The following is a 25,374-nucleotide window of genomic DNA, read 5'->3' on the forward strand; positions in this document are numbered from 1 at the left end:
GACCATCAACGGGGAGCGCGGAGATTTGCGCTACATTCTCCGCCATGAAGCCACACTCTCCCATCGCGGTGCAGATCGTCCAGCTGATCCAGGCCGAGGGCTGGGCGCCCGGTGCCCACCTGCCCGCGCAACTGCTGGCCGATCGCCTGCGTGTGTCGCGCTCGCCGGTGAACGAGGCACTGAAGCAGCTGCACGAGAAGGGCATGGTGGCGCGCGAGCGTAATCGCGGCTATTTCCTGGCGCGGCCCTTGCAGCTGGCGCCGGAGCAGGTGGCCAGCGCCCTGGGCATCGAGGGCAATGACATCGCGACGGATATCTATTTCCGTATCGCCGACGACCTGCTGCGCGGTGAACTGCCGGACGCCTGCTCCGAAGCCCAACTGCGCGCGCGCTATGCCCTGACGCCGACGCAGCTCAATGGCGTGCTCGGCCGCATCGCCGCGGAAGGGTGGGCGGAACGCCGCCCGGGTTACGGCTGGCAATTTTCCAGCATGATGCGCACGCCGGAAGCCCTGTTGCAGTCCTATCGGCTGCGTCTGGCGCTGGAACCCGCCGCTTTGCTGGAGCCCGGCTACCGCCTGGATCCCGCCGTGCTGGCCCGCTGCCGCGAAGCCGAACTGCATCTGCTGGATGGCGGCATCGAGACCGATAGCGCCGATCAGCTGCACGAACGCGGCGTGCGTTTCCACGAGTCACTGGTGGAGGCGTCGGGCAATCCTTTTTTTATCGAGACCATCCGTCGCGTCAATCGCGTGCGGCGGCTGTTGTCGTATCGCTCCATGCGGGACCGCAAGCGCTATCGCCAGCATTGCGAACAGCACCTGGAAGTGCTGGCGCTGCTGGAGCAGGGGCGCAATGAGGAAGCCGCCGAGGTGCTACGGGCGCACTTGCAAAGCACGCTGGACAATATCGGCAAGATCACAGGCATGCTGGCGACACGAGACGCGGCTGGTGTATGACCACATCCGAGAAATCTCCGAAGTCCCCTCTCGCCCAGGCCTGGGCCATGTTGCTGGCCCTGGCGTCGGGCTTCGCGCTGAGTAACGCCTACCGCACGGTGGCGGCCATCACGGGGCCGCCGCTGGTGGCGGACCTGGGCCTGTCGCCGCAGCAGTTGGGCACGTTCGCGGGCAGCTTCCACTTCATGTTCGGTGCGATGCAGCTGTTCATGGGAATAGGCATCGACCTGTGGGGTGTGCGCCGCACCATACTCGTGGCGGCGCCGTTGACCATCATCGGTGCGCTGGTGTCGGCGACGGCGACCGGGTATGGCGCCCTGGTGGCGGGGCAGGCGCTGATCGGGGTGGGCTGCGCGCCGGCGTTCCTGGCTGCCACGGTCTTCATATCGCGCTATTTTCCCGTGCATAAATTCGCCGCGGTGTCAGGCATGGCCATGGCCATTGGCGTCATGGGGATGCTGTTTACCGGTACGCCCCTGGCGTGGCTGATCGAAAAGACCAACTGGCGCATGGGCTTCTGGGTGCTGGCCGGGATGTCGCTGCTGGCCTGGTTCTGGGTCTGGCGCAGCGTGCATGAAGATCGTCTGACAAGGAATCAAAGCGCTGAGTCCGATGCGCCGCGCGAGTCCTTGCGCCAGGCGTTGATGCGTTTCGGTTCGCTGCTGAAGATTCCCCACACCTGGGGCATCGTCACGCTGAGTTTCGTCTGTTATGCCGCCTTCATCACCTTGCGCGGCTTGTGGCTGGGGCCGATGTTGATCAGCCGCCATGGTTTCTCGCTGGTGCAGAGCGGCAATGTGGCGCTGGCCTTGTCGCTGACCGCCATGATAGGTCCCATGGTGTTTGGCCGCCTGGATCCGGGGCCGGTGCGCCGGCGGCGCTGGCTGGTGGTGTGCGCCTTCGTTTTCGCCGTGCTGTTCGCCGGCGTCGCTTTCGAGTTCGGCACCTGGGGAGATGTGATCGCGACGCTGGCGATCGGATTTCTATCCGGCTTTTGCATTTTGCAGTATGCCGACGTCCGTTCCGCCTACCCGGCGGGCATCACGGGGCGCGCCATGGCGCTGTTCACCATGGCCATGTTCCTGGGCGTGGCCGCCATGCAATGGTTCACGGGCTGGGTGGCGACACATGCCCAGGCCTGGGGCATGGAGCCGTTCGGACCGGTCATGGGCAGCATCGCGGCCTTGCTCGTAATCGCGGCGCTGGCTTATCGCTTACTGCCCGGGCCGCCGAAGCTAGGGTGATGGCGCCGAAGCGAGGGGGCAGTCATCGTCCAGCCGATCTTGGCCGAAGCGCAAGCTGATGTTGGCTCTCAAGTCGAAGGCTGGAAGGCAATGACGGCCATGCCGGCCAATGCGATGACGGCGCCGGTGATGTCCCAGCGGGTGAGGGGTACGCCGTCGACCACGCGCAGCCAGGCCAGGGCGATAGCGATGTACATGCCGCCGTAAGCGGCGTACGTCCGCCCGGCAGCGCTGGGATGCAGGGTCAGCAGCCATGCGAACAAGGCCAGCGAGACGGCGGCGGGGATCAGCAGCAGGGGATTGCGGTCCTGCTTGAGGACCAGCCAGGGCAGGTAGCAGCCGACGATCTCGGCTAGCGCCGTGACGGCGTACAGGGCGGTGGTAAGCAGGATGTTCAAAGTCGCAGGGGCCTTCCAGGGCGGGCTGGGTCGTTTTCTTCTGCTCTTATACACTGCGGCCGTACACTGCCTGAGTCACCTCAAAGGAGTCCCGCCATGCCAGCCCCCCGCCGCGCGCTCATCGTCATCGACGTCCAGAACGAATACTTCACCGGCAATCTTCCCATCGAGTATCCGGATCCCGCCGTTTCCCTGGCCAATATCAACCGCGCCATCGACGCCGCCGAGGCGCATGACATTCCCGTGGTCTTGGTCCAGCACCTGGCGCCGGCCCAATCGCCCATCTTCGCGCGCGGCTCGCGCGGTGCCGAACTGCACCCGTCCATTGCCATCCGGCCGCACGCCCTGTTCGTGGAAAAAGCCATGGCCAGCGCCTTTGCCGGCACCGACCTGGGCGAGTGGATCGAAAAGGAAAGCATAGACACGCTGACCATCGTCGGCTACATGACGCACAACTGCGACGACTCGACCATCAAGCATGCGAAGCACGCCGGCCTGGCGCTGGAATTCCTCAACGACGCCAGCGGCTCCCTGCCTTATGAGAACCGCGCCGGCGCCGCCACCGCGGAAGAAATCCACCGTGTCTTCACCGTGGTGCTGCAATCGTCCTTCGCCGCGGTGCTGACCACCGACGAGTGGGTGGCGCTGCTGGACAGCGACGAACCGCCCTTGCGCGAAAACATCTACGTGTCCAACCAGAAGGCACGCCAACGCCGCGGTTGATCGCCCTACAAACCGCTGAATGTTGCCTGCGGCATACGCGCGGCGGCCTGGCTGCTGACTGCGCCGCCTTGCGATGCCTATAATGATTAAGAACGTTTCTCAATATCATTATTTCGCAAGTGGGCAAGGCGATGGCGGTGGATACCCCCGAGGCGCAGTTCGTGCCGGCGCTCTATTCGGAGCACCGTTCGTGGCTGCACGCCTGGCTGCAGCGCAAGGTGGGTTGCCGCGAGCAGGCGGCCGATCTGGTGCAGGACACCTTCCTGCGGGTGCTGCTGCGTGAGCAGACCTTGCGTATCCAGCAGCCTCGTGCCTTCCTGGCGCGTATCGCCCATGGCCTGATGATCGACTCGTTTCGGCGCGCCGCGCTGGAACGGGCCTATCTGGCGGAGCTGGCCCAATTGCCCGAGGCCGTGCAGCCCGGCCCCGAGGAATATCTGGCGGCCCTGCAGGCACTGCGCGAGATCGACCGTCTGCTTGCCGGCCTGTCGGACAAGGCCCGCGCGGCCTTCATCTGGCGCCAGGTGGAAGGGCTGGGCCAAGGGGAAATCGCCGAACGCCTGGGCGTCAGCGTGCCCCGCGTGCACCAATACCTGGCGCAGGCCACACTGCAGTGCTACACGGCGCTGTACGGCGCACCCACGCCATGACGATGTCGTCCACCAGGGCCGATGCCCAAGGTAGTGCCGAGACCAATGCCCAGGTCGACACTTCAGCCGACGCCGCCGCGCGCCGCGGGACGCAGGCGCCCGTGTCGCGCGCCGTGCTGCAGGAAGCCATCGCCTGGATGCTGCGGCTGGACCATCAGACATCGCACGCAACCGACGCGGCCGAGGACACCAAGGAAGCCGACCGCGCGGCCTGGCGGCAATGGCTGGAACGCCATCCTGATCATCGCCGCGCGTGGGATCAACTGGGCGCCATCGACGCGTGCTTCACCGACGCTGTCGATACGCCAGCACGCCAAGCCTTGCTGCGCAGCGCGGGTGATCCGCTGAAGCGTCGGCGTGCGCGCCGCGCCGGCATAGGCACGGCGCTGTGTATCGCCCTGCTGGCCGGTGCCGCCTGGCTGGCGAATCAGGAACTGCCTTTGCGCTATGCCATGGCCGACTACACGAGTCGGACCGGTGAATTTCGCAACGTGACCCTTGCCGATGGCACCCAGATCGCCCTGGATAGCCGGTCCGCCTTCGATGTCGACGAACGCGCGGATCAGCGCGTGCTGCATCTGCGCGCCGGACGCATCCAGGTGCGCACCGGCCACGGCGACAACCGCGCGCTGGTCGTGATGACCGACGATGGCAAGCTGCTGCCGCAGGGCACGTTGTTCACGGTGGATCTGCGCGCGCCGGCGGACGGCACCGCCTTGAGCGTGCAGGAGTCGGCCGTGCTGGCGCAACCACGGCTGCGCGATGCGCAGCGCATGGTGCCGGCCGGACGCCGCGTCATCCTGCATGCGGATCGTGTGGACGAGGCCGGTGCGGCGGAACGGGACGATTGGGCGGGCGGGATGCTGGTGGTGGAAAACGCCAGCCTGGGCGAGGTCGTCGACATCCTGGGGCGCTATCGCCTGGGGCACATTTCCCTGGCGGCGGGGCTGGCCGGGCAGCGCGTGTCGGGCAGCTTCTCGCTGCGCGATACCGACCTGGCCCTGGCGACGTTGGCGCGGACGCTGGACTTGACGGTGTCCCGGCATACGGCGCTGTGGGTAAGCCTGATACGTTAGCGTCGCGCGGCACGCCCGGCGCGGCGAACCGGCCGCGGCACGCTTGGCGCCGCAGACCTGGCGCGGCGCGTCAGACCTGGCCCAGCGCTTGGCGCGGCTGGCGCGACAGGAAAAATTTTTATCCAGCCCTTAATTTCCTCGCATCTGGTTCGGCTATGGGGATGACCTCGTTGAGACCCCCGGAGCCATCTTCATGATCTTCCCGCCGAATTTCGGAATTTCCACGCCATCGGCCCTACGTTGGCGCGCCGTCGCGCTGGCCACGCGCCTGGCGCTGGCGTCGCCATTGCTGCTGGCGGGCACTGGCCAGGCCCTGGCCCAGGCTCAAACCCGGGCACCGAACGCCAGCCCGGCGGACGCGAACGCCATGCGCGACTATGCCGTCCCGGCCGGCCCGCTGGGCCCGGTGCTGGGCCGCATCGCAGGTGATGCCGGCCTGAACTTGGGTTACGGCCCGGCGCAGGTGGATGGCCGCATGGCGGCACCGGTGCATGGTCGCTACAGCGCCGAGGAAGCGTTGCGCGCCGCCCTGCGCGGCAGCGGACTGAGGCTGCAGCGATCGGCCGACGGTGTCTATACGCTGGTGCCGGCACCAGCAACGGCAACGGGCGCGGCCGCCGTGGCCCAATTGCCTTCCGTGGAGGTGACGGGCAGCAGCGCCCTGGGCCCCGGCGATGGACTCGTGGCCCTGCGCAGCAGCGCTGGCACCAAGACCGATACCGCGCTGATCGAAACGCCGCAGGCGGTGTCCGTGGTGACGCGCGCGCAGATGAAGGCCCAGGCCGTGCAGAACGTGCCGCAGGCCATGCGCTATACCTCGGGTACCCTGACCGCGCAGCGCGGTTTCAGCGAAGACGGTGGCGGCCTGGAGGAAATCTATTCGCGCGGATTCCTGGTGGACCAATACCTGGATGGCCTGCGGTTGCCAAGCCGCTCGTTGGCATCCTACGGCGTATCCGCGGTGGATCCCTATGGTCTGGAAAGCATCACGCTGGTGCACGGCCCGGCGTCCGTCCTGTACGGGCAGGCCAGCCCCGGCGGCGTGCTGGACCTGCAAAGCAAGCGGCCCACCGACGAGCCTCTGCACGAGATCGGCTTGCAGACGGGCAGCCACGGCCTGGCGCAGACGCAGTTCGATTTCAGCGATGCGCTGGATGACGCCGGCAACGTGCGCTATCGCATCACGGGCCTGGGCCGCACGGCCGACACACAGGTCGACCACGTGCAGGACAAGCGCGTGTTCATCGCGCCGTCATTTTCCTGGCAGATGTCGCCGGACACCAAGTTCACCCTGTTGACCGGCTATCAATACGATCCGGACGGCGGCTACTACAACACCCTGCCGTATGTCGGTACGCAGCAAAGCGCGTCGTGGGGCAAGATTCCCACGGATTTCGATCCGGGCGAACCGGGCTTCGATCATCATTCGCGCAAGCAGTACTGGGTGGGCTATGAGCTGGAACATCGCGTCAACGACACCTGGTCGCTGTCCCAGCATGCGCGCTATACCGGCGTGTCCAATGACTTGCGCGGCGTGTTCGCCAACGGCTGGGTGGGCGATGCGGAGGATCACACCCTGAATCGCTACGCGCTGAAGATGTACGAGCAGACGGCCACGGCGACGATAGACAACCAGGCCAAGGCCACCTTCGACACCGGCTCGGTGCACCACAAGGCCATCGTGGGCCTGGATTACCAGGCCACGCGCTTCGACCAGCGCTACGGCTACAACTTCGGCAGCGTGCCGTCGCTGGACGTGCTCAATCCCGTCTACGGCCAGCCGTTCGACGCGCCCACGACTTCGGGCGACTATCACACCAACCTGCATCAGCTTGGCCTGTACGCCCAGGACCAACTGGCCTTGGGGCAATGGCGCTTCCTGCTGGGTGGGCGCCAGGACTGGGCGCGGTCCGCCACCCGCGACCTGCTGGCGGGCGGCACCGAGCGGCAACAAGACCAGAAGGCGACGTGGCGCGCCGGCACGACCTATCTGTTCGACAACGGCCTGGCGCCCTACGTCAGCTACTCCACGTCCTTCCAGCCGCAGGCAGGGGCCGTACTGGCCGATGGCAGCATGCCCAAGCCCACCACCGGCGAGCAGTACGAGGCGGGCGTCAAGTATCAGATGCCGGGCTCGCAGAGCTTCGTGACCCTGGCCGCCTTCAACCTGAGAAAGACCAATATCCTGACCACGGATCCGGTGACGCAGCTCAATCGCGAAACGGGGGCGATCCGTTCGCGCGGCATCGAGGCCGAGGCTCACCTGGCGCTGACGCGCGAATGGACCATGTTGGGCAGCTATACCTATATGCAGCTGCGCAATACGCGTACGGACGATCCCACCGAGAAGGACAAGCGTCCCATCGGCACGCCGGCGCATACGGCGTCGGTCTGGACGGATTACACCTTGCACAGCGGGCCGCTGGCAGGGCTGGGTGCCAATATCGGCGTGCGTTTCGTGGGTAGCAGCTTTGGCGATGCGGCGAATACCTTTACGACGCCGTCCTATACCGTGGTGGATGCGGGCCTGCACTACACCATGCCGCATTGGGATTTTTCCTTGAACGCGGCCAATCTGTTCGATCGCAAGTATGTGGCGTCGTGCATGTACAGCATGAACGCGTGCAACTACGGGTCGCGCCGTTTGATCCTGGCGGGCGCGACGTATAGCTGGTAGGTCAGTTGCCGCTCAGGTCCACGTGGAAGCGGCTGCCTCGGTCGGCCGCCGACTCCAGCGTCACCTGCCAGTGCTGGTGATTGCAGATGCGCTGGATCAAGGACAAGCCCAGGCCCAGGTTTTCCGGGCCGCCCTTGCGGCCCTGGACGAAAGGCGCGAAGGCGCTTTCCTGCCGGTCGGGCGGGATGCCGGCGCCGTCATCGCGGACTTCCATGGTGCCAGGGCCGGCCAGCACGGTGACGTGGCGCGCCCCGGTGGCGTGCTGCAAGGCATTGCGGATCAGGTTGGACAGGACGATGCGCAGCAGGGGCGCTGGGTAGGTCGGCATCGCGGCGGTGGCGGTACTGCCGCTGCCGCTTCGGTCCGCTGCTGCAACCTCTTGCCAAGCCAGTGTCACCCCCAGCCGCTGCGCGCGCGGCAGCCAATGTGCGACCTGCTCCTGGGCGGCCGCGAGCACCGTGGTCTGCGGGAAGCCGCTGGCGTCAGCGCGGCCGCGTGCCAGCATCAGATACGCATCCAGGTGTTGATGCATGTCGCGCGCCGCGGCCTGGATGCGATGGAGCTGCGCCGTCTGGCTGGCGCTCAGGTTGGCGTCGTCCAGCAGGACTTCACTGGAACTGGACACCACCATCAGCGGCGTGCGCAGTTCATGGCTGACGTCGGCCGTGAACAGCTGTTCGCGTTCCAACGCCTGTTCAAGCTGGTTGTAGGTATCGTCGAACGCGGCCGCGAGCTGGCCGATCTCGTCACGCGGATAGCCCTGCGCCAGCCGCGTGCGCGGCGGCAGCCCGCCGCGCACGCTCATTTGCGTGGCCAGGCGGGCCAAGGGCCGCAATACGCGCCGAGCCGCCAGCGTGCCGAGCAGGAAGGCCAGCAGCAGGCTGGCCGCGACCGCGGCTACGGTCAGCCAATGCGAACGGCGCAAGCCCTGTTCGTAGTCGGTGTAGTCGCGCAGCAGCATATAACGCACGCCGTCCTGGTCGCTGGCCATGACGTGCCAGGCGCGACCGTCGCGTTGTATCTTGTGGAAGCCCGGCGCGAGATGGCGCAGCCAGTCAGGAAACGCGTCGCTGCCCGGGGCGCCATGGAAGAAGCGGTCGGCGCGGCCGACATCCTCGCCCGCCAGGTAGGCCGTGCGCACGCGCTCCACGGCCATGCCCATGTCGATACGTTGTAAATGGGTTTCCAGTGTGCCGACCGTCCACAGCGAGAGCAGGGCGATGGCGCCCGTCGCGACCAGGGTCAGCAGCAGATACGTCAGGAACAGATGCCTTGCCAAAGATCGCGCAGGGCGGCGCGGATGCACTTGCGCCGCGGCGGCCGCGCCTGCCGAGGCTGCGGCACCTGGAGCGTCCATCGCGGGCGGCGCCGCGGCCGAATCTGGAAGGCGCTCAGCCTCCATCCTCGCTCCGCATTTGGTAGCCGATGCCATGCACGGTCCGCAGCAGGGGATCGGGGAAGGGCTTGTCGATGACCTGGCGAATCTGGTGGATGTGGGTGCGCAGGCTGTCGCTGTCCGGCGGCGAATCGCGCCACAGCGCCTCCTCCAGGCGCGCGCGATGGACTACCGCGGGGCTGGCGCGCATCAGGAGGGTCAGCAACTGCAAAGGCGCCGGCGGCAGGCGCAGGACCTGGCCGGCGCGGCTCAGGCGGCGCGTGTCGAGGTCCAGCACCAGGTCACCCACTTGCAGGACGCGGTTTTGCGCGCCGCCACGGGTGCGATGCAGCAGGGCCTTGATCCGAGCCGACAGCTCAGCCAGGGCGAAGGGTTTGACCAGATAGTCGTCCGCGCCCACGTCGAAACCGTGCAGGCGATCATCCAGCGTGTCGCGCGCCGTCACCATGATGATGGGCGTGTCCAGGCCGGCCTCCGTGCGCAGCTTGCGGCACAGCTCGTAGCCATCCAGGCGCGGCAGCATCAGGTCCAGCACGATCAGGTCGAAGTTGTCCTGCTGGGCCAGGCCGTAGCCACGCAAACCATCGCTGGCGCAGTCGACGATATAACCGCGCGCCTGCAGGTGATGGGCGATGTTGCCGAGGATGTCGGGATCGTCTTCGATGATCAGGATACGCATGGATCGCGGAAATGAATAAGAATCACTTGCATGGTTTGCCGCCATTTTACGTGCTGGCAGGCGTTTGTCCGCAGCCGCATGGCGGGTCCGCCGAAAAGGGCGGCAACTGTTGCGCGGACGCGGCAGGGAGGTGCGTCTTAACGTTTTGTTGAGGCGGGTGCGCGAGACAATCTCGGTCGGCGATCTGGTGACGGCGGCCGGCGGCCGCAACGTGGCGCCCGACGTGTTGCCGGGCGCCATCGCCCACTTCCAGCGCACCGCGTCCCTGCGTCCCCGCGCCTCCCGGATGGGGTTTTTCTCTATTCAAGTACCCCCGTCTATCGGGGACACTGCGGGACCGTGCTTCGCGCGGTAGGGGGGAATTTGAATCTTCGTCAGATTGAAGTGTTTCGCGCAGTCATGCTGGCCGGCTCGGTCAGCGGGGCGGCCCAGCTTCTGCATGTCTCGCAACCTGCCGTCAGCCGGCTGATTTCCTACACCGAATCGCGGCTCGGCTTTGTTTTGTTCCAGCGCTTGCGCGGGCGTCTGCATCCCACCCCGGAAGCCCACAAGCTGTTCAACGAGGTCGAGGTGCTGTACCAGGGTGTGCAGCGCATCAACGGCCTCGCCAGCGATATGGCCAACCAGGCCGGCGGCGTACTACGGGTGGCCTGCAGTCCCAGCCTGGCGTACGCCCTGATGCCCATGGCCATCGCCAAGTTCTCGCTGCGCTTCCCCGACGTGCAGGTGACGCTGGAGGGCATGCTGGCCGATTCCCTCATCGATTCGGTCCTGACCCAACGCGCCGATGTACTGGTGGCCATGGTGCCGGTCCAGCATCCCCGCATCCAGGTGCACAAGCTGTTCCGCAACCGGGTGGTGGCGGTGTTGCCGCCGGATCACAAACTGGCCGATCGCAAGCGCCTGCGCGTCGCCGACCTGAAGAACGAGCGCATCATCGGCTACGGTGCCGAGACGCCGTTGGCGCATGCCATCGGCCGGCTGTACGACGGCGCCCGCATCGCGCCGCGCTGGGTGGCCGAGGTGATGCAGACCCATGTGGCGTGCGCCATGGTGCATCAAGGGCTGGGGATCGCGCTGGTCGACGAGCTGGCGCAGATGGGCGGCGCCTGGCCCGACCTGCATGTCCGCGAACTGACGCCCACCATCGACCTGCAGGTACGCCTGGGTTATTCGCGCCACGAACCGCTGTCGGCCGTGGTGCAGGCCTTCGTCGACGAAGTGCAGGCCTTGCAGCACCCGCTGCTGGTGCCGGTTTGAGTCAACGCACCTCGTCATGGCGGTGGTGTTTCGCCTCCGGCGAAGCGGATCGATCCCGCGCCTGAGCGTAAACCCTGGGTCCCCCTCCATTTGCCCGCTCAGCCCGTATATCCGCGCTTCTTAACGTCATGTTATGGACTTTTTCCATAACGGAATACGACTTTCCTTCAGCCTCTCCCTAGAATTTTTACAGCCGTCGGACCAGGGCGGACGGGATGCCCGCAGAGGCGCCCGCAATCAGACAAGGGGTAAGGTAATGAAGCTCGCATACACGCATCTACGCCGGCGGCTGGCAACCGTCTCCACCGCCGCCGCCGCCGCGGTCACCGTCATCGGCGCGTTGATGGTGACGCCCGCGCCATCCCTGGCAGCGGGGACCTTTCCCGACCGGCCGATCACCATGATCACGCCTTACCCCGCCGGCGGATCGCTGGACGCCGTGGGCCGGCCCCTGGCGCAGATGTTCGAGAAAGCCTCCGGCCAGAGCATGATCATCGAGAACGTCGGCGGCGCCGGCGGCCTGATCGGCGCCAACAAGGTGGCCAAGGCACCAGCCGATGGCAACACCTTGCTGCTGGCCAGCAACGGCCAGGTCACCATCGCGCCCCTGGTCTACAAGGACATGACCTACAACCCCCAGACCGACCTGGTGCCCATCGTGCATCTGGTGGACCAGACGGCCGTGCTCTACGCCAGCGCCAAGTCGCCGTACAAGACCTTCGCCGATGTGGTGAAGGCCGTCAAGGAGGGCCATGAGTCGCTGCAGTTCGCCTCCACCGGCACCGGCAGCATTTCGCACCTGGCCCTGGAACTGCTGGCGCAGAAAATGGACACGCATTTCACCCACGTGCCGTACCGCGGCGCCGCGCCGGCCTTGCAGGACCTGGCGGGTGGCCAGGTGCCACTGATGTTCACCTTCGTGGGGTCCGCCAAGCCGCTGACGCAATCCGGCATGGTGCGCCCGCTGGCGGTGGCCGCCAAACAGCGGCTGGCCAGCCTGCCCGACGTGCCGACGTTCGCGGAACTGGGTTATCCGGACGTCCAGGCATCGGTGTGGATAGGCCTGATGGCGCCCAAGGGCACGCCGGCGGACCGGGTGCAGAAACTGGCCAGCCTGGTTGACGGCGTGCTGGCCAACGCGGATTTCAAGAAGCTCATGGCGGACAACAACATGGAGATCAAGGGCGGCTCCGTGGCGTCCTTCCAGGCCATGATGGCCGCTGACGCAGAGCGCTGGGCTGCCCTGGCCAAGACCGTCAACCTGGCCTCATCCAAATAGCATTTTCAGCAAGACGTACTCACCTCAAGCAGGACGGAACATGAAACAAGTAACCGGCGTGGCGCCATCGGGCTCGATGGGTAGCGGCTATAACCTGGCGTCCTTCAAGCGCGCCATGCAGGCCAATCCCGATTTCATCGGACAGGATGCAGGATCCACCGACATGGGTCCGTACTATCACGGCGCGGACAAGGCATTCCTGCCGTTGTCGGCCTACCGGCGCGACCTGTCGGTGATGCTGGCGGCCGCGCGTGCCGCCAAGATCCCGCTGCTGATCGGCTCGGCCATCACCAACGGCTCGAATGCCACGCTGGAACTGATGATCCGCATGGTGCGCGAGGTGGCGGCCGAACAGAAGCTGTCGTTCAAGCTGGCCATCATCAGCGCCGAGATCGACAAGAAATACCTGAAGGAAAAGATTGCCACCCATGGCCCGCTGGAAGGACTGGGCCCCGCCAGCGGCCTGACCGCGCAGATGGTCGACGCCGCCGGCCCCATCGTGGCGCAGATGGGCATGGAGCCCTTCATGCGGGCGCTGGAAGCCGGTGCCGAAGTCATCATCGCCGGCCGCGCTTGCGACGACGCCGTCTTCGCGGCCATGCCGGTGCTGCGGGGTTTCGATCCGGGCCTGTCGCTGCATTGCGGCAAGATCCTGGAGTGTGCGGGCCTGTCGGCGGTGCCCTATGACCTGGGCGAACCCATGATCGGGCGCGTGCGCGAAGATCACTTCGAGGTGGAGCCCGGCAATCCGAACAGCCGCTGCACCACGGTGTCGGTGGCCGGACACTCCCTGTACGAGCGCAGCGATCCTTTCCTGCAGGCAGGCCCCGGCGGTATCAACGACCTGACCCATGCCACCTTCGAGCAGGTCGATCCGCGCATCGTGCAGGTACGCGGCAGCCGCTACATCAACGACAGCAACTATCGCGTCAAGCTGGAAGGCGCCGAGCAGCTGGGCTACCGCAGCATCGTCGTGGTCGGTATCCGCGATGCCGTCATGATCGGCCAGCTGGACCATGTGCTGGAGCATGCCCGCGAACGCGCCGAGGAACGTTTCGGCCTGAAGGAAAACAACATCAGCCTGCTGTTCCGCCAATACGGCAAGAACGGTGTGATGGGCGACCTGGAGCCGGATCTCGATCACGTACCCAAGGAAATCGGCCTGGTCATCGACGCCGTGGGGCCGGACCAGGACACCGCCACGGCGGTGGCCATGTTCACGCGCGGCGTGCTGCAGCACGCCGACTATCCGGGCATCCTGACCACGGCGGGCAATATGGCGTATCCCTTCTCGCCCTTCGGCGTACCCGTCGGGCCGGCCTACCGCTTTTCCGTCTACCACCTGATGCCCGTGGCCGATGCCACGGAATGCTTCCCCATCCATTACGAGAACATCCGGAATTGATCATGGCTAAAACGACCTCCAGCAAGACCCAGCCGATGACGGCCTACGCCAAGGTCATCCGTAGCAAGAACTCGGGTCCCTTCGACCTGACCTTCGACATCATGTTCGACGCGGACGCGCCTTATCTGCATGTGAAGAACAGCGGTGTGATCAACGTCGAGAACGTGGCGCGGGCCTTTGCCATCCCGGCGGCCGAGGTGCTGGTCTGCACGCCGTTCGACGCGGCGCGCGCTTTCAAGATCACCATCAAGCGGCCGGTCAGTTCCGGCGATCTGCAGGACCGCGACGTGTATGGCTGCCAGCAGCACGTGCCGCTGACCCGGATTCAAGTTCCGGTCTGACGCGGCGCGCGGGCAGGGCGGGGCGGTTTGCCGCGTTTGGCGGCCGCCGCCACCGTGGCTGCCTCGTGCAGTTCGTCGCGCACGTCCACCAGCGACAAGGCCTGGCTGAAAGCTCGGTTCAGCGCGGCCGGCTTGTCGACCAGGTCCTGCAGGGTGACGCCGTCCAGGACCTCGAACCAGGCCTGCAGCGCGCGTTGCAGCACGTTCTTCAGCACACAGGCACGGGTAATGACGCAGCGGTTGTCGTCATGGAAGCATTCGACCATGGCGAAGTCGCTTTCCGTGGTCCTGACGACTTCCCCGATATTGATGTCCTTGGGTTCGCGGCCCAGGCGCAGGCCGCCGGCGCGGCCGCGCGTGGTGCGCAGGAATCCTTCCTGGCCCAGCTTCTGCACGATCTTGATCAGATGGTTGCGCGGGATGCCGTAGGCATCGGCGATATGCTGGATGGTGACGGGTTCGTCGGGATGCGACGCCACGTAGATCAGCGCGCGCAGACTGTAGTCCGTGTAATCGGTAAGCCGCATGGAAAAGGCGCGTGTTGGTTGATGGCTGAAGTGTGGCGGAAGTGTGGCCGATGCGCGGGGCGTGAGGGCTACCGAGCAAGGTAAGAACCACACCGGTTTGATCCAGGTCAAAAGTCTAGCACGCGGGCCGCCGCGCAATCTTTTAAGTTGCATTGGATATACAACTTAAAATAGAATGGCCACAACGGATTAAGAAGATATCTTTAGGAGTTCACCATGTTGTCGCAGAAGTCCCGGCCGTATATCGATGCCAGCGTTCCCGTGTTGCGTGAGCATGGGCTGACGATCACCAAGACGTTTTACAGCAATATGTTCGCCGACCGCCCGGACCTGACGAACCTGTTCAACATGGGCAACCAGGCCAGCGGCGCGCAGCAGCAATCGCTGGCGTCGGCGGTGTTCGCCTACGCCGCCAATTACGACCGCGCCGACGTGCTGGCGCCCGTGTTGGACCGCATCGTGCACAAGCATGCGGCGGTGGGCTTGAAGCCGTCGCACTACACCATCGTGGGCCGCCACCTGCTGGGCGCCATCAAGCAGGTGTTGGGCGATGCCGCCACGCCGGATCTGATGGCGGCCTGGGACGAAGCATATTGGTTGCTGGCCGGCGAACTGATCGCGGCTGAAGGGCGCCTGTATGAACGCAGCAACGCCGGGCCGGACCATCGCCTGCCGCTGCGCATCACCGAGCGCTGTGCGCAAGGCAGCGAGATCGTCGCCCTGACGCTGGCCTCCACGGATGGTACGGCTTTGCCGGACTTCCAGCCTGGCCAGTATGTGTCGGTGGTGGTCGAGTTGCGCCCCGGCGTGTTCCAGCAGCGCCAATACAGCCTGTCCGATGCGCCCAACGGCAGCAGCTGGCGTATTTCCATCAAGCGCGAAGCGGCAGGCGCCGACACGCCGGCGGGCGTCGTGTCGAACTGGCTGCACGACAATGCCAAGGTGGGTGATGTGCTGATGGTCAGCCGTCCCTACGGCGACTTCGCGCCGGCCCTGGACGGCGCGTCGCCCATCGTGCTGCTGTCGGCCGGTGTCGGCATCACGCCCATGATCTCCGTGTTGAACACGATGGCGCAGCGCAACCCGGCGCGGCCGGTGGTGTTCGCGCATGCGGCGCGTGATCTCGGCCGCCTGGCGCATCTGGATGATGTGGCCGACGCTGGCGCGCGGATGCCGGCGCTCAGCGCCCATTACTTCCTGGAGTCGTTGCCGGGCACGCCGCAGGCACAGGCCGACGGGCTGCTCGCCGGTGCCACCACGCACGCCGGCCGTATGAATCTGGCGGCCATGCTGGATGAAGGGCAGCTTGCCGAGACGGACTTCTATCTATGCGGTCCGCTGCCTTTCATGCAGGCGCAGCGCACGGCGCTGCTGGAGGCGGGTGTGCCGTCCAGCCGCGTACACCGGGAAGTCTTCGGGCCGGATCTGCTGGACGACCTTCTTTAACGCACCACTGCTAAGGCACCACTGCTAAGGCACCACGGCCACCAGCGGCACCGGCGGCCCGATGACCGGCGTGTTCAAGGGCGCCGCTGCACCGATGGCGATGGTCATGGAGTTCGCCCCAGGGTTGAGGTCGGGATTCGGATTCTGCTTCCAGTTGTTCATCAGCCAGAGATTGCCCGATCGATCGATCTGGCCGCCGGTGATGCGCTCCAGCGCATTGCTGGTGTAGCCGGTGGCGGGCGAGATGGGATCGCCCGTCTTCATGCCCGCCGGGCATTTGCTGGTATCCGTGCCGCAGAATCGGCTGACGCCGGTCAGCTGGGTCGTGGGCGTGACGCCGACACCATCCGGCCCGAAGTTGAACACCCACACCGTATCGTTACCATCCACCGAGATGCCCCAGGGTACGGTCAAGCCGCCGCCGGTGAAGGGCGAGCCGGGATAGGGCTGGCGGTTGTCGCGTTGATACAGGGTGATCGAAGGATTGCTGGCCGGACCAACCATGCTGCGGTCGGGGCAGGGAGCATCCAGCCAGTCCGAATTGGCGATCCAGACATTGCCCGTGCTGTCGACGGCATTGCCGATGGGGTGGCTGATCAAGGGATGGGCCGGATCGGCGCCTGCGTTGGTCAGTGTATCGATGATGGCCCCGTCCGGTGACAGCACCACCATGGTGTTGCCCCGGTTGGTGGTGATCCAGACGTTGCCGTCCAGGTCGACTACCGCCCCGAAGGGTTTGAGATTGGGCAACGCTCCAGGCGCCAGCGTGGCCAGCGGGATATTGATGGCCTGCGTCGGATCGCCGTGGGGGATCTTCGTCACCGAGTCGTTGCCGCAGTTGGCCAGCCAGATGTTGCCCGCGCGATCCGACGTCGTTCCCTGCGGCCACGAAATCTTGCCTTGGGTGTAGCCGGTGCTGGGCGAGATGGGCGTGCCGTCAGGTTGGAAGGCCGACACGCTATTGTGCGGCGCTTCCTTGGGCGTGCCGATGCAGGGCGGGTCCTCGAAGCCGAAATTGCCGGTCCAGATGTTGCCGGTGGGGTCCAGCGTGATGCCGAAGCCGGCGCCGCTGAGACCGCCGCCGTAATAGGGCGAGCCGGCCACCACCTGGCCTGCCGGCGAGAACTTGAGAAGGCGCAGGCCGGCGCAGGTGGACTGGCCGGCGTACTGCGGTTCGTAGTTGTCGTTGGCCCAGGCATAGCCCTGGGCATCGAAGGCGATGTTGCCCACGCCGTTGACATAATTGGTGGGGCTCTGCGTGCTGAACGCGCCGCCGGTGGTTTTCAGGAACAGCAGCCAGTTGGTGGGGCGGGCGGTCAGTCCCAGGTAATGGGCCGGCGATCCCTGCGCCAGGAGGAATATCGGGTCGGCGGCATCGTCCGGGTAACCGGGATACGACGGGCTCTTCACCAGATTCGACAGGGCCTGCAGCACGTCAGCCGGCGTCTTGCCGCCCGCGGGCGTGGCCGCGGCGAACAGCTTGGTGCAGTCCCCCTGGCTGGCGACGCAGGCGGCGACGACATTGGCGAGGGAATTGAACGTGGCCTGGGTCGAGGTTTCGTCGCCGTTGGGCGATGACGCCAGTGCCGTGCCGATGGCGCCGGTCAGCGGATCGGCCAGATTGGCGGCCATCTGCGCGGCGTTGCGCATACCGACCGCATCGCCCGCGATGCCCGTGGCGCTGATGAACTGCGCGTAGGCGTTACCCGTGGCGACGGTAGTGCGGTCATTGACCACGACTTTGCCGCTGGCTTGGCCGTCGTCGGTGCCAATGGCGCTGGCCAGCATGGCCGAGCCCGAGGTTGCCTGCACGAACAGGACCGGTTTTTCGGCCTTCCGGGTATCGGAGAGCGAATAGCGGATGGTGAAGCTGCCGTCGCTGGCCGTGGTGTCGGTGCCCAGTTGGGTCCATGCGGCGCCTTTGTCCGAAAAGCTGCCGTAGACGGCTACCTTGTAGTTTGCCAAGGGGCCATTGCTGCTTTCCACGCGGCCGGTCAGGGCCAGGTCTTTATCACCGCCGGATGACGAGTCATCGTCCGAACATGCCCCCAGCGCCAGTACCAGACTGGCCGCTACCGCAACGGCGCGCAAAAGCCTGCTGCCCTGCGCACGTTGAACCCCGGTCCCCTGCTTCATCTTCGCGTCCTCGGTGTGATAGCCGTGGCTCCGACCCGTTTCGAGCCTTCGGAAAAGCGCAGAGAGCTTAGGCGAGACTGCCTTGCTCATCCATCGCTTTTCGATGAAACCGCGAAAACGGTCGATGAAATCGGCGGTACGGCGGTTGCTGAGTGCCCACACTTCGGCAGGTCCGCTTCGCAAATCCGCCCCGGCAGTTCCAGCCCACCATCCAGGAGTCCACCGCAATGGCCAGCACCAAGAAACCCGCAAGCAGCAGCGGCAAGCAAGCCGCCAGCAAGCCCGCCGCTCCCGCCAAGAGCGCGGACAGCGCCGCCAAGAAAGCCGCCGCCAAGTCGGCCGCCCGCAGTACTTCCACCGCCCCATCCCAGGTGATGAGCACGGATGACGCGCTGGCCGTCCACGCCGCCGGCGTGCAGTCCCTGTCCGCGGCGATGCCCTACAACGAGAACAAGGCGCTGGAACATGGGCGCGACAACGCCGTGGCGCCGCCTGCCGGCCAGACGGTGGAGCCGCCCGACCACAGTGTTACCGGCAGCACGCTCAGCGAAAAGAACGATGGCACCAAAGCCGGCCCGGCCGCGCCGGCTGGTGTCTGTCCGGTTACCGGTCATCTGGACCGCGTGCGCGTGGACAATTCAGGCCAGCCCCTGACTACCAACCAGGGGGTACAGGTCGGCGATAACCAGAACTCGCTGAAGGCCGGCCTGCGTGGGCCGACCTTGCTGGAAGATTTCATCCTGCGCGAGAAGATTACCCACTTCGACCATGAACGCATCCCGGAACGCATCGTGCACGCGCGCGGGTCGGCGGCGCATGGCTATTTCGAGAATTACAAGCCGCTGACGCAATACACGCGCGCGGCGCCGTTCCAGGAAGCCGGCAAGATCACGCCGGTCTTCGTGCGCTTCTCGACCGTGGCGGGCGAACGCGGGTCCACCGACACGGCGCGCGACGTGCGCGGCTTCGCGGTCAAGTTCTACACCGACGAGGGTAACTGGGATCTGGTGGGCAACAACATACCGGTGTTCTTCATCCAGGACGCGATGAAGTTTCCCGACCTGGTCCATGCGGTCAAGCCCGAGCCGCACCATGGCATGCCGCAGGCCGCGTCGGCCCACGATACGTTCTGGGACTTCGCTTCGTTGATGCCGGAGATCACCCACATGTTGATGTGGGTGATGTCCGATCGCGCCATTCCGCGCAGCTACCGCATGATGCAGGGTTTCGGCGTCCATACCTTCCGCCTGGTCAACGACGCCGGCGAGTCGGTGTTTTGCAAGTTTCACTGGAATCCCAAGCAGGGCACGCATTCCCTGGTGTGGGACGAGGCCGTCAAGATCTCGGGCGCCGACCCGGATTTCCATCGGCGCGACCTGTGGGAAGCGATCGAGGCCGGCGCCTATCCGGAATGGGAACTGGGCCTGCAGATCTTCACGGAGGAGCAGGCCGAAGCCTTCAGCTTCGACATCCTCGATTCCACCAAGCTCATCCCGGAAGAGCTGGTTCCAGTGACGCCAGTCGGCCGCATGGTGCTCAACCGCAATCCGGACAATTTCTTCGCCGAAACCGAGCAGGTCGCTTTCTGTACGGCGCATGTGGTGCCAGGCATCGATTTCTCCAACGATCCTTTATTGGCCGGCCGCATCCATTCCTATGTCGATACGCAGATCAGCCGGCTGGGCGGTCCCAATTTCCACGAGATCCCCATCAACTCGCCCTTGGCGCCGGTACACAACAACCAGCGCGACGGCATGCACCGCCAGGCGCTGGCGCGCGGACGGGTGGCCTATGAACCCAATTCCCTGGGCGGCGGTTGTCCCTTCCAGGCGGGCGCCAAAGGCTTCGTGTCCTTCCCCGAGCCCATGAAGGAAGACAAGCTGCGCGGCAAGCCGGAGAAGTTCGCCGACCATTACACCCAGGCGCGCCTCTTCTACGAAAGCCAGACGGCTTTCGAACAGCGCCACATCGCCGCGGCCTTCCGCTTCGAGCTGAGCAAGGTAACGGTGCCCGCCATTCGTGAGCGCATGCTGTCCGGCTTGCGCAACGCCTCGGAGGAATTGGCCAGTGCGGTGGCGGAGGGCTTGGGCATGGCGCTGCCAGACCCGATGCCGCGTGCCCTGGGCAATCCCGTTCCGGCAGAGGTCACGAAATCGCCGGCGTTGTCGTTGATGGCGCGGCCGGGCGCGGGGGATATCCGCACGCGCAGGATCGCCATCATGATCGCCCCCGGCGTGGATAACCAAGCCATCGCGGCCATGCAGGAGAGCCTGGTGGAGCAGGGCGCCGTGCCGGTGCTGATCGCCGCGCGCATCGGTCCCGTCGAATGCACGGATGGCAGCATGCTGGATGCAGCCGCGTCGCTGGAGAACTCACCCGCGCAGGTGTTCGATGCGCTGGTCCTGCCGCCAGGAGATGCGGTGACCGACGAGCTGGCCGACGAAGGCCAGGCGCTGGAATTCATCCGTAATATCTATCGCCATGGCAAGGCGATATTTGCCCTGGGCACGGCCCAGGCCTTGCTGGACGAGGCGGGCATCCCGCTGATGCTGGCCGATGGCGATCCCGATCCGGGGCTGGTGCTGGGCGATGATGGCGACGCCACGGCGTCCTTGGGCGACTTCATCAAGGCGGTTGCCGCGCACCGCCATCCGCAGCGGGAGACCGATCCGCCGCGCGTGTAAGTCCAGTATCAATTCTGCGCCGGCCGCGCGCAGTCCAGCACCGCCTGGACCAGCCGATTGTCCTGATCGGTGGAGCGGCAGGCGTAGGCGATCTGTCTGTAAGGCGGATTGCGGCCCAGCTGGATGACGCGCACGGGATGCGCGGCGTAGAGGTGTTCGCCGGGTTCGGGCAGGATGGATACGCCCAGGCCCTCCGAGACCAGCGCCGTCAATGCCGCGAGCGAAGGCATGTCGATGCGGCTGCGCGCATGGGGCGCGTGCTCGGCGACATAGCGGGCGGCAACGCGGCCGCCGATGGTGGATTTGTCGAAGCGCAGCCATTCGTGCTGGCGAAACAGTTCGGCAATATCGGTTTCGGTCGATGTTGGCGGAGCGATGAGCACCAGCTTTTCACGGAACAGCGGTGTCCAGCTGAGACGGCTGGAGCCGCCGCTTTCCGGCCGCACGATGATGGCGGCGTCCAGTTCACCGCTTTTCAATTGGTCCACCAGGTCCACCCCGCGGCCGCGCACCGGCCGCACATCCAGCTGGGGATAGCGCTGGCGCGCGTGGCGCAGCAACCGGGGCAGCAGGCTCACCTGCAAAGGTTCTATGGTGCCCAGCCTGACGCGTCCCTCGACCACGGGTGAACTGCGCCGGCGCAGGGCTTCCAGGCGGACAAAGGCTTCCTGCAACACGGTGTCGATTTCTGCCGCGAAGGCGTTCGGACGCACCTGCAGGGCAGAGCGGTCGAATAGCGGCTGGCCGAAATACTCCTCCATCTGCTTCATTTGCAGGCTGATGGCGCTGGGAGACAGATTCATGTCAGAGGCCGCCGCCGCGAAGCTGCCCCCGCGCAGGACGGCGTTGAGCGTGCGGAAGGCGGACAGCTTCATTTGAATTTCTCACCTGGCGTATTAGGAAACATCGCTTTATATCACCAAAGGCTGGCCGGTAAGATAGCTGGCAGTCCAAGGAATTACCCGCGGGAACCCTCCCCGCGGGGATAACCCTATACGCAGACCCAGGAAGCTATCCTGGCCCGGATCCAGGAAGTCATCCAGGAGGAGACCCGACATGTTGATGCGCAGCAAGCTGTTCGTACCCGGTTCACGCCCGGAGCTGTTCCCCAAGGCCTTGGCCAGCGAGGCCGACGGCTTGTCCTTCGACCTGGAGGACTCCGTGTCCGAAAGCCGCAAGGGCGAGGCGCGCCAGGAGCTGGGCCGCCTGTTCGCTTCGGATGCGGCGGTCGCCAGCGGCAAGGTGCTGATCGTGCGCGTGAATGCGCAGGACACGCCGCACTTTCACGCCGATGTGCAGGCGGTGGTGCGACCGGGCCTGCAACTGGTGAACGTGCCCAAGGTCGACAGCGTTGAGCAGGTCGTCGCAGCCGCCGCTGCGGTAATCAAGGCGGAGCGCGAGAACGGCTTTGAAAACGGCACCACGGAACCCGTGCGTCTGCTGCTGAACATCGAGTCGCCGCGCGCCCTGCGCCTGGCGGCTGACCTGGCTGGCGCGCATGAGCGCGTCGCCGGGCTGCAGCTGGGGTTGGGCGATCTGTTCGAGCCCTTGAATATCGTGCGCCGTGATGCCGAGGCCGTGCGGCTGGCCATGTTCCAGCTGCGTGTGGCGGCCGGCGAGGCGGGAGTGTTCGCCTACGACACTGCCTTTGCCGACATCAAGGACCAGGAGGGCTACCTGGCCGAGGCCGCGATGGCGCGCCGCCTGGGCTTCCTGGGCAAGAGCTGCATCCATCCGTCGCAGGTGGCGCTGGCCAACCAGGCCTTCCGCCCCAGCGACGAGGAAATCGCCCACGCCCAACGGGTGGTCGAGGCCGCCGCCGATGCACAGGCGCGCGGCGTGGGCGCCTACGTCGTCGACGGGAAGATGATCGACGGGCCTTTCGTGCGCCGCGCGCAGGCCGTCGTCGAGTTGGCCCGCCGGCTGGGCTTGCTGGCGGCGTAATAAGGCACGTACGCCGTGGCGTGCCGTTGGCCCTTGCCCGGGGGTGGCCGTAAGGGCGGCCCCGAGCGCAAATCCCAACGCGCGCCACGGCAGCACAGCCGCTGCCTTGCCCGCGGGCGCGGCTTCGCATTCATAAATCCAGGAATTCCATCATGACGTCCAATTCTCCCGATTCCCTGCCCACGTTGGCCGGCGGCCCCCTGGCTGGCGTGCGCGTGCTGGATCTCAGCGCCTATATCGCCGGCCCTTATGGCTGCACGCTGCTGGCCGACCAGGGCGCCGAAGTCATCAAGATCGAACCGCCGGCGGGCGACAACCTGCGCAAATATCCGTCGACGCTGCCCACCGAAAGCCGCGCCTTCCTGGGCGTCAATCGCAGCAAGCAGGGGTTGGCGCTGGACCTGAAGCAGGAGGCCGCCCGCGAGGTGCTGCGCGACCTGGTACGCCAGGCCGACGTCCTGGTGCACAACTTCCGGCCCAGCGTGCCGGATCGCCTGGGCATCGGCTACGAGCAGTTGCGGGCGATCAATCCGCGCCTGATCTATTGCGCCGTGACGGGGTATGGCGAGACCGGCCCCTTGAAGGACAAGGCGGGCTACGACCAGGTGCTGCAGTCCCTGACCGGCATGTGCACGCTGCAAGGAAAGAGCGAAGGGCCGCCGGAAATCCTCTACGGGTCGATCGTCGATTATTACGCCGCGGCCATGGTGTCCAGCAGCGTGGCGGCGGCGCTGTATGAACGCGAGCGCAGTGGGGAAGGGCAGTATGTGGGCGTTTCCTTGCTGCGTAGCGCCATGGCTTTGCAGTCGGCGCGACTGATCTGGGCCGAAGGGGAGCCGCGCGAGGTGGGGCGCGACATGCGTTCGGGGGGAATCACGGGGCTGCATCCGACGCGCGAGGGATATTTGTACATTTCCGCCAATACGCCGCATTTCTGGCTGGCTTTGTGCGAGAAGACCGGGCTGCAGGCCTTGGCCGCCAACGAGCGTTATGACAGTGTGCGCAAGCGCGCCGAGCATCGGGACGAGATCGTGCCGCTTTTGCACGCAGCCTTGGCGGCGCGCAGCGCGTTGGAATGGGAAGCCTTGTTTGGCGAGGAAGTGCCGTGCGCGGCGGCGCGCAGTGTTGAAGACATGTTCGATTTCGAGCAGGTGCAGTCCGAGGATCTGATTGCGGAGTTCTCGCATCCCGTGGTGGGCAGCTATCGCGGGCTGCAGAAGCCGATCAAATACGGCCGCACGCCTTGCGCCACGCCTTATGCCGCACCGACGTTCGGCCAGCATACCGACCAGGTATTGGCCCGCGCGGGCTTGTCGGCCGATACGATCGCCGCTTTGCGCAAGCAGGGGGCGGTGCTGTAGGCGGACGGGGCTTCTGGCGAGGACGTCAGTGTAAATGTGTACGGCTTCGCGGATTTGCTGTTTCAATACGGCATTCTTCTTGGGTCTTGGGGGGCTATCCCCAAGATAAAAACCAGGTTTTCCCGTAATCCCGAAGCCAGGAGCCTTGCCCTTATGCTGGAAGTAAACAAGCCGGCCGTCGTAGCCGAAGTTACCGAGCAGTTCGCTCGTTATGAAAAAGCCCTGGTCGGCAATGATGTCGCCGTGCTGGACGAGCTTTTCTGGAATTCTCCGCTGACGCTGCGTTACGGTGCCGGGGAGAATCTCTATGGTTACGACGCCATCCGCGATTTCCGCGCCGGCCGCTCGCCGGCCGGCCTGGACCGCACGGTGCTGCGCACCCACATCGTCACCTACGGCGATGACATGGCCACCACCCACATCGAATTCCGCCGCAACGGTTCCGACCGTACAGGCCGCCAGACCCAGACCTGGCTGCGCACCGACGAAGGCTGGCGCGTCGTCTCCGCCCATGTCAGCGTAATGGCCTGAGCGCCGAGCGCGGTACGTTGCGCCGCCCCGGTGGTGCCAGGAATTTTCTTGTTAGAAATTTCTCCTGGCTTCGCCGCCTTCCCCGGGTTAGGGTTCAAGTGCTGTCAACTTCGATCGAAGAAAGGAGAGTCAGGATGAGAACCCCATTGTTTGTCGCCCTCATGGCGGTCGCCGGCGTCGCTTCGGCGCAAACCACCACCATTCAGATGAACGTCGTCGACGCCAACGGCGTGCAAGCCTCCGCCGGGACCGTCAAGGCGGAACAGAACAAGTACGGCCTGCTGCTGACCCCTGAACTGCATGGCCTGCCCCCGGGCGTGCATGGCTTCCACGTGCACGCCAACCCGTCTTGCGGCGTGGCGCAGGTGGACGGCAAGCCCACCCCGGCCGGCGCGGCGGGCGGCCACTGGGATCCGGACAAGACCGGCGCCCACAAAGGTCCGTATGACGACAGGGGCCACAAGGGCGACCTGCCGGCGCTGTACGTGGGCGCAGACGGCAAGGCTACCTATCCTGTCCTGGCGCCGCGCCTGAAGCTGGCGGACCTGAATGGCCACGCCCTGATGATCCACGCCGGCGGCGACAACCACAGCGACCATCCCGCCCCGCTCGGCGGCGGCGGCGCCCGCATCATCTGCGGTGTCGTGAAGTAGAAGCG

At 65.7% G+C, this 25,374-nt stretch carries 22 protein-coding genes; 16 read left to right on the forward strand and 6 right to left on the reverse strand.

The genetic code is table 11. The features are described from left to right. Positions 1–44 precede the first annotated feature (44 nt). Together CEY05_RS29525 and CEY05_RS29530 are read left to right on the forward strand one after the other, a co-directional pair. Positions 45–959 carry a GntR family transcriptional regulator gene (locus tag CEY05_RS29525; RefSeq protein ID WP_088600854.1) on the forward strand — a complete coding sequence of 305 codons (915 nt, stop codon included), beginning with the start codon at positions 45–47 and terminating at the stop codon, positions 957–959. After that, entirely contained in the window at positions 956–2,203 is a 1,248-nt protein-coding gene (locus CEY05_RS29530) for an MFS transporter (protein WP_088600855.1), read from the forward strand. Before CEY05_RS29525 ends, CEY05_RS29530 begins: the two co-directional genes overlap by 4 nt. Positions 2,204–2,271: 68 nt before the next feature. On the opposite strand, the gene CEY05_RS29535 is transcribed toward CEY05_RS29530, so the two are convergent. Beyond that, the gene (locus tag CEY05_RS29535) at positions 2,272–2,601 is read right to left on the reverse strand and encodes a YnfA family protein (RefSeq protein WP_088600856.1); all 330 of its coding nucleotides are present in this window, start codon (positions 2,599–2,601) and stop codon (positions 2,272–2,274) included. 96 nt (positions 2,602–2,697) lie between these two features. On the opposite strand from CEY05_RS29535, the gene CEY05_RS29540 reads away from it, so the two are divergent. The 4 genes from CEY05_RS29540 to CEY05_RS29555 all read left to right on the forward strand — a co-directional run bounded on the left by CEY05_RS29540 (position 2,698) and on the right by CEY05_RS29555 (position 7,727). Then, a complete protein-coding gene (locus CEY05_RS29540; RefSeq protein WP_088600857.1) occupies positions 2,698–3,324 on the forward strand; it encodes a cysteine hydrolase family protein in 627 nt (208 codons plus the stop codon). Between the two features lie 131 nt (positions 3,325–3,455). After that, entirely contained in the window at positions 3,456–3,974 is a 519-nt protein-coding gene (locus tag CEY05_RS29545) for a sigma-70 family RNA polymerase sigma factor (RefSeq protein ID WP_088600858.1), read from the forward strand. Then, on the forward strand, positions 3,971–5,050 hold the full coding sequence (locus CEY05_RS29550; protein WP_088600859.1) for a FecR domain-containing protein: 1,080 nt from the start codon (positions 3,971–3,973) through the stop codon (positions 5,048–5,050). Before CEY05_RS29545 ends, CEY05_RS29550 begins: the two co-directional genes overlap by 4 nt. Positions 5,051–5,243: 193 nt before the next feature. Further along, positions 5,244–7,727 (forward strand): TonB-dependent siderophore receptor, encoded by a 2,484-nt coding sequence (locus CEY05_RS29555; protein WP_088600860.1) that lies wholly within the window; start codon positions 5,244–5,246, stop codon positions 7,725–7,727. A 1-nt stretch (position 7,728) separates the two neighbouring features. On the opposite strand, the gene CEY05_RS29560 is transcribed toward CEY05_RS29555, so the two are convergent. Both CEY05_RS29560 and CEY05_RS29565 read right to left on the reverse strand, forming a co-directional pair. Then, on the reverse strand, positions 7,729–9,084 hold the full coding sequence (locus CEY05_RS29560; RefSeq protein WP_088600944.1) for a HAMP domain-containing sensor histidine kinase: 1,356 nt from the start codon (positions 9,082–9,084) through the stop codon (positions 7,729–7,731). Between the two features lie 34 nt (positions 9,085–9,118). After that, positions 9,119–9,802, reverse strand: a complete 684-nt coding sequence (locus CEY05_RS29565; protein ID WP_088600861.1) for a response regulator transcription factor — start codon at positions 9,800–9,802, stop codon at positions 9,119–9,121. Between the two features lie 363 nt (positions 9,803–10,165). On the opposite strand from CEY05_RS29565, the gene CEY05_RS29575 reads away from it, so the two are divergent. The 4 genes from CEY05_RS29575 to CEY05_RS29590 all read left to right on the forward strand — a co-directional run bounded on the left by CEY05_RS29575 (position 10,166) and on the right by CEY05_RS29590 (position 14,087). Then, entirely contained in the window at positions 10,166–11,062 is an 897-nt protein-coding gene (locus tag CEY05_RS29575) for a LysR substrate-binding domain-containing protein (RefSeq protein WP_233161773.1), read from the forward strand. A gap of 256 nt (positions 11,063–11,318) precedes the next feature. After that, on the forward strand, positions 11,319–12,341 hold the full coding sequence (locus CEY05_RS29580; protein ID WP_158219459.1) for a tripartite tricarboxylate transporter substrate binding protein: 1,023 nt from the start codon (positions 11,319–11,321) through the stop codon (positions 12,339–12,341). Positions 12,342–12,381: 40 nt separating this feature from the next. Continuing rightward, positions 12,382–13,746 (forward strand): acyclic terpene utilization AtuA family protein, encoded by a 1,365-nt coding sequence (locus tag CEY05_RS29585; protein ID WP_088600865.1) that lies wholly within the window; start codon positions 12,382–12,384, stop codon positions 13,744–13,746. A gap of 2 nt (positions 13,747–13,748) precedes the next feature. After that, positions 13,749–14,087: a DUF4387 domain-containing protein gene (locus CEY05_RS29590; RefSeq protein ID WP_233161774.1), complete on the forward strand. Its 339-nt coding sequence runs from the start codon at positions 13,749–13,751 to the stop codon at positions 14,085–14,087. Here CEY05_RS29590 and CEY05_RS29595 read toward each other — a convergent pair. Then, positions 14,072–14,614 (reverse strand): Rrf2 family transcriptional regulator, encoded by a 543-nt coding sequence (locus CEY05_RS29595; RefSeq protein ID WP_088600866.1) that lies wholly within the window; start codon positions 14,612–14,614, stop codon positions 14,072–14,074. The two genes, CEY05_RS29590 and CEY05_RS29595, sit on opposite strands and share 16 nt — an antisense overlap. 216 nt (positions 14,615–14,830) lie before the next feature. Here CEY05_RS29595 and CEY05_RS29600 point away from each other — a divergent pair, with 216 nt between their 5' ends. Further along, the gene (locus tag CEY05_RS29600; RefSeq protein ID WP_088600867.1) at positions 14,831–16,060 is read left to right on the forward strand and encodes a globin domain-containing protein; all 1,230 of its coding nucleotides are present in this window, start codon (positions 14,831–14,833) and stop codon (positions 16,058–16,060) included. Positions 16,061–16,084: 24 nt separating this feature from the next. Here CEY05_RS29600 and CEY05_RS29605 read toward each other — a convergent pair whose 3' ends face one another. After that, positions 16,085–18,196 (reverse strand): hypothetical protein, encoded by a 2,112-nt coding sequence (locus CEY05_RS29605; RefSeq protein WP_088600868.1) that lies wholly within the window; start codon positions 18,194–18,196, stop codon positions 16,085–16,087. Between the two features lie 227 nt (positions 18,197–18,423). Between CEY05_RS29605 and CEY05_RS29610 the strand changes: the two genes are divergently transcribed. After that, positions 18,424–20,880, forward strand: coding sequence for a catalase (locus CEY05_RS29610; RefSeq protein WP_088600869.1), 2,457 nt, complete (start codon positions 18,424–18,426; stop codon positions 20,878–20,880). A gap of 8 nt (positions 20,881–20,888) precedes the next feature. Here CEY05_RS29610 and CEY05_RS29615 read toward each other — a convergent pair whose 3' ends face one another. Then, on the reverse strand, positions 20,889–21,755 hold the full coding sequence (locus tag CEY05_RS29615) for a LysR family transcriptional regulator (RefSeq protein WP_088600870.1): 867 nt from the start codon (positions 21,753–21,755) through the stop codon (positions 20,889–20,891). Between the two features lie 187 nt (positions 21,756–21,942). Here CEY05_RS29615 and CEY05_RS29620 point away from each other — a divergent pair, with 187 nt between their 5' ends. The 4 genes from CEY05_RS29620 to sodC all read left to right on the forward strand — a co-directional run bounded on the left by CEY05_RS29620 (position 21,943) and on the right by sodC (position 25,369). Further along, entirely contained in the window at positions 21,943–22,824 is an 882-nt protein-coding gene (locus CEY05_RS29620) for a CoA ester lyase (RefSeq protein ID WP_088600945.1), read from the forward strand. 152 nt (positions 22,825–22,976) lie between these two features. After that, the gene (locus CEY05_RS29625) at positions 22,977–24,185 is read left to right on the forward strand and encodes a CaiB/BaiF CoA-transferase family protein (RefSeq protein ID WP_088600871.1); all 1,209 of its coding nucleotides are present in this window, start codon (positions 22,977–22,979) and stop codon (positions 24,183–24,185) included. 153 nt (positions 24,186–24,338) lie between these two features. Continuing rightward, positions 24,339–24,716, forward strand: coding sequence for an oxalurate catabolism protein HpxZ (hpxZ, locus tag CEY05_RS29630; RefSeq protein ID WP_369826014.1), 378 nt, complete (start codon positions 24,339–24,341; stop codon positions 24,714–24,716). A 134-nt stretch (positions 24,717–24,850) separates the two neighbouring features. Beyond that, positions 24,851–25,369, forward strand: a complete 519-nt coding sequence (gene sodC / locus CEY05_RS29635) for a superoxide dismutase family protein (RefSeq protein ID WP_088600872.1) — start codon at positions 24,851–24,853, stop codon at positions 25,367–25,369. The last annotated feature ends 5 nt before the right edge of the window (positions 25,370–25,374 follow it).

The sequence above is a fragment of the Achromobacter sp. HZ34 genome (assembly GCF_002209485.1).
GTDB lineage: Bacteria > Pseudomonadota > Gammaproteobacteria > Burkholderiales > Burkholderiaceae_B > Bordetella_C.

Bases quoted from the DNA above. Each gene is read 5' to 3' on its own strand.
- CEY05_RS29525 (WP_088600854.1), top strand. From the start codon at position 45: ATGAAGCCACACTCTCCCATCGCGGTGCAGATCGTCCAGCTGATCCAG.
- CEY05_RS29530 (WP_088600855.1), top strand. From the start codon at position 956: ATGACCACATCCGAGAAATCTCCGAAGTCCCCTCTCGCCCAGGCCTGG.
- CEY05_RS29540 (WP_088600857.1), top strand. From the start codon at position 2,698: ATGCCAGCCCCCCGCCGCGCGCTCATCGTCATCGACGTCCAGAACGAA.
- CEY05_RS29545 (WP_088600858.1), top strand. From the start codon at position 3,456: ATGGCGGTGGATACCCCCGAGGCGCAGTTCGTGCCGGCGCTCTATTCG.
- CEY05_RS29550 (WP_088600859.1), top strand. From the start codon at position 3,971: ATGACGATGTCGTCCACCAGGGCCGATGCCCAAGGTAGTGCCGAGACC.
- CEY05_RS29555 (WP_088600860.1), top strand. From the start codon at position 5,244: ATGATCTTCCCGCCGAATTTCGGAATTTCCACGCCATCGGCCCTACGT.
- CEY05_RS29560 (WP_088600944.1), bottom strand. From the start codon at position 9,084: ATGGACGCTCCAGGTGCCGCAGCCTCGGCAGGCGCGGCCGCCGCGGCG.
- CEY05_RS29565 (WP_088600861.1), bottom strand. From the start codon at position 9,802: ATGCGTATCCTGATCATCGAAGACGATCCCGACATCCTCGGCAACATC.
- CEY05_RS29580 (WP_158219459.1), top strand. From the start codon at position 11,319: ATGAAGCTCGCATACACGCATCTACGCCGGCGGCTGGCAACCGTCTCC.
- CEY05_RS29585 (WP_088600865.1), top strand. From the start codon at position 12,382: ATGAAACAAGTAACCGGCGTGGCGCCATCGGGCTCGATGGGTAGCGGC.
- CEY05_RS29590 (WP_233161774.1), top strand. From the start codon at position 13,749: ATGGCTAAAACGACCTCCAGCAAGACCCAGCCGATGACGGCCTACGCC.
- CEY05_RS29595 (WP_088600866.1), bottom strand. From the start codon at position 14,614: ATGCGGCTTACCGATTACACGGACTACAGTCTGCGCGCGCTGATCTAC.
- CEY05_RS29600 (WP_088600867.1), top strand. From the start codon at position 14,831: ATGTTGTCGCAGAAGTCCCGGCCGTATATCGATGCCAGCGTTCCCGTG.
- CEY05_RS29605 (WP_088600868.1), bottom strand. From the start codon at position 18,196: ATGAAGCAGGGGACCGGGGTTCAACGTGCGCAGGGCAGCAGGCTTTTG.
- CEY05_RS29610 (WP_088600869.1), top strand. From the start codon at position 18,424: ATGGCCAGCACCAAGAAACCCGCAAGCAGCAGCGGCAAGCAAGCCGCC.
- CEY05_RS29615 (WP_088600870.1), bottom strand. From the start codon at position 21,755: ATGAAGCTGTCCGCCTTCCGCACGCTCAACGCCGTCCTGCGCGGGGGC.
- CEY05_RS29620 (WP_088600945.1), top strand. From the start codon at position 21,943: ATGCGCAGCAAGCTGTTCGTACCCGGTTCACGCCCGGAGCTGTTCCCC.
- CEY05_RS29625 (WP_088600871.1), top strand. From the start codon at position 22,977: ATGACGTCCAATTCTCCCGATTCCCTGCCCACGTTGGCCGGCGGCCCC.
- hpxZ (WP_369826014.1), top strand. From the start codon at position 24,339: ATGCTGGAAGTAAACAAGCCGGCCGTCGTAGCCGAAGTTACCGAGCAG.
- sodC (WP_088600872.1), top strand. From the start codon at position 24,851: ATGAGAACCCCATTGTTTGTCGCCCTCATGGCGGTCGCCGGCGTCGCT.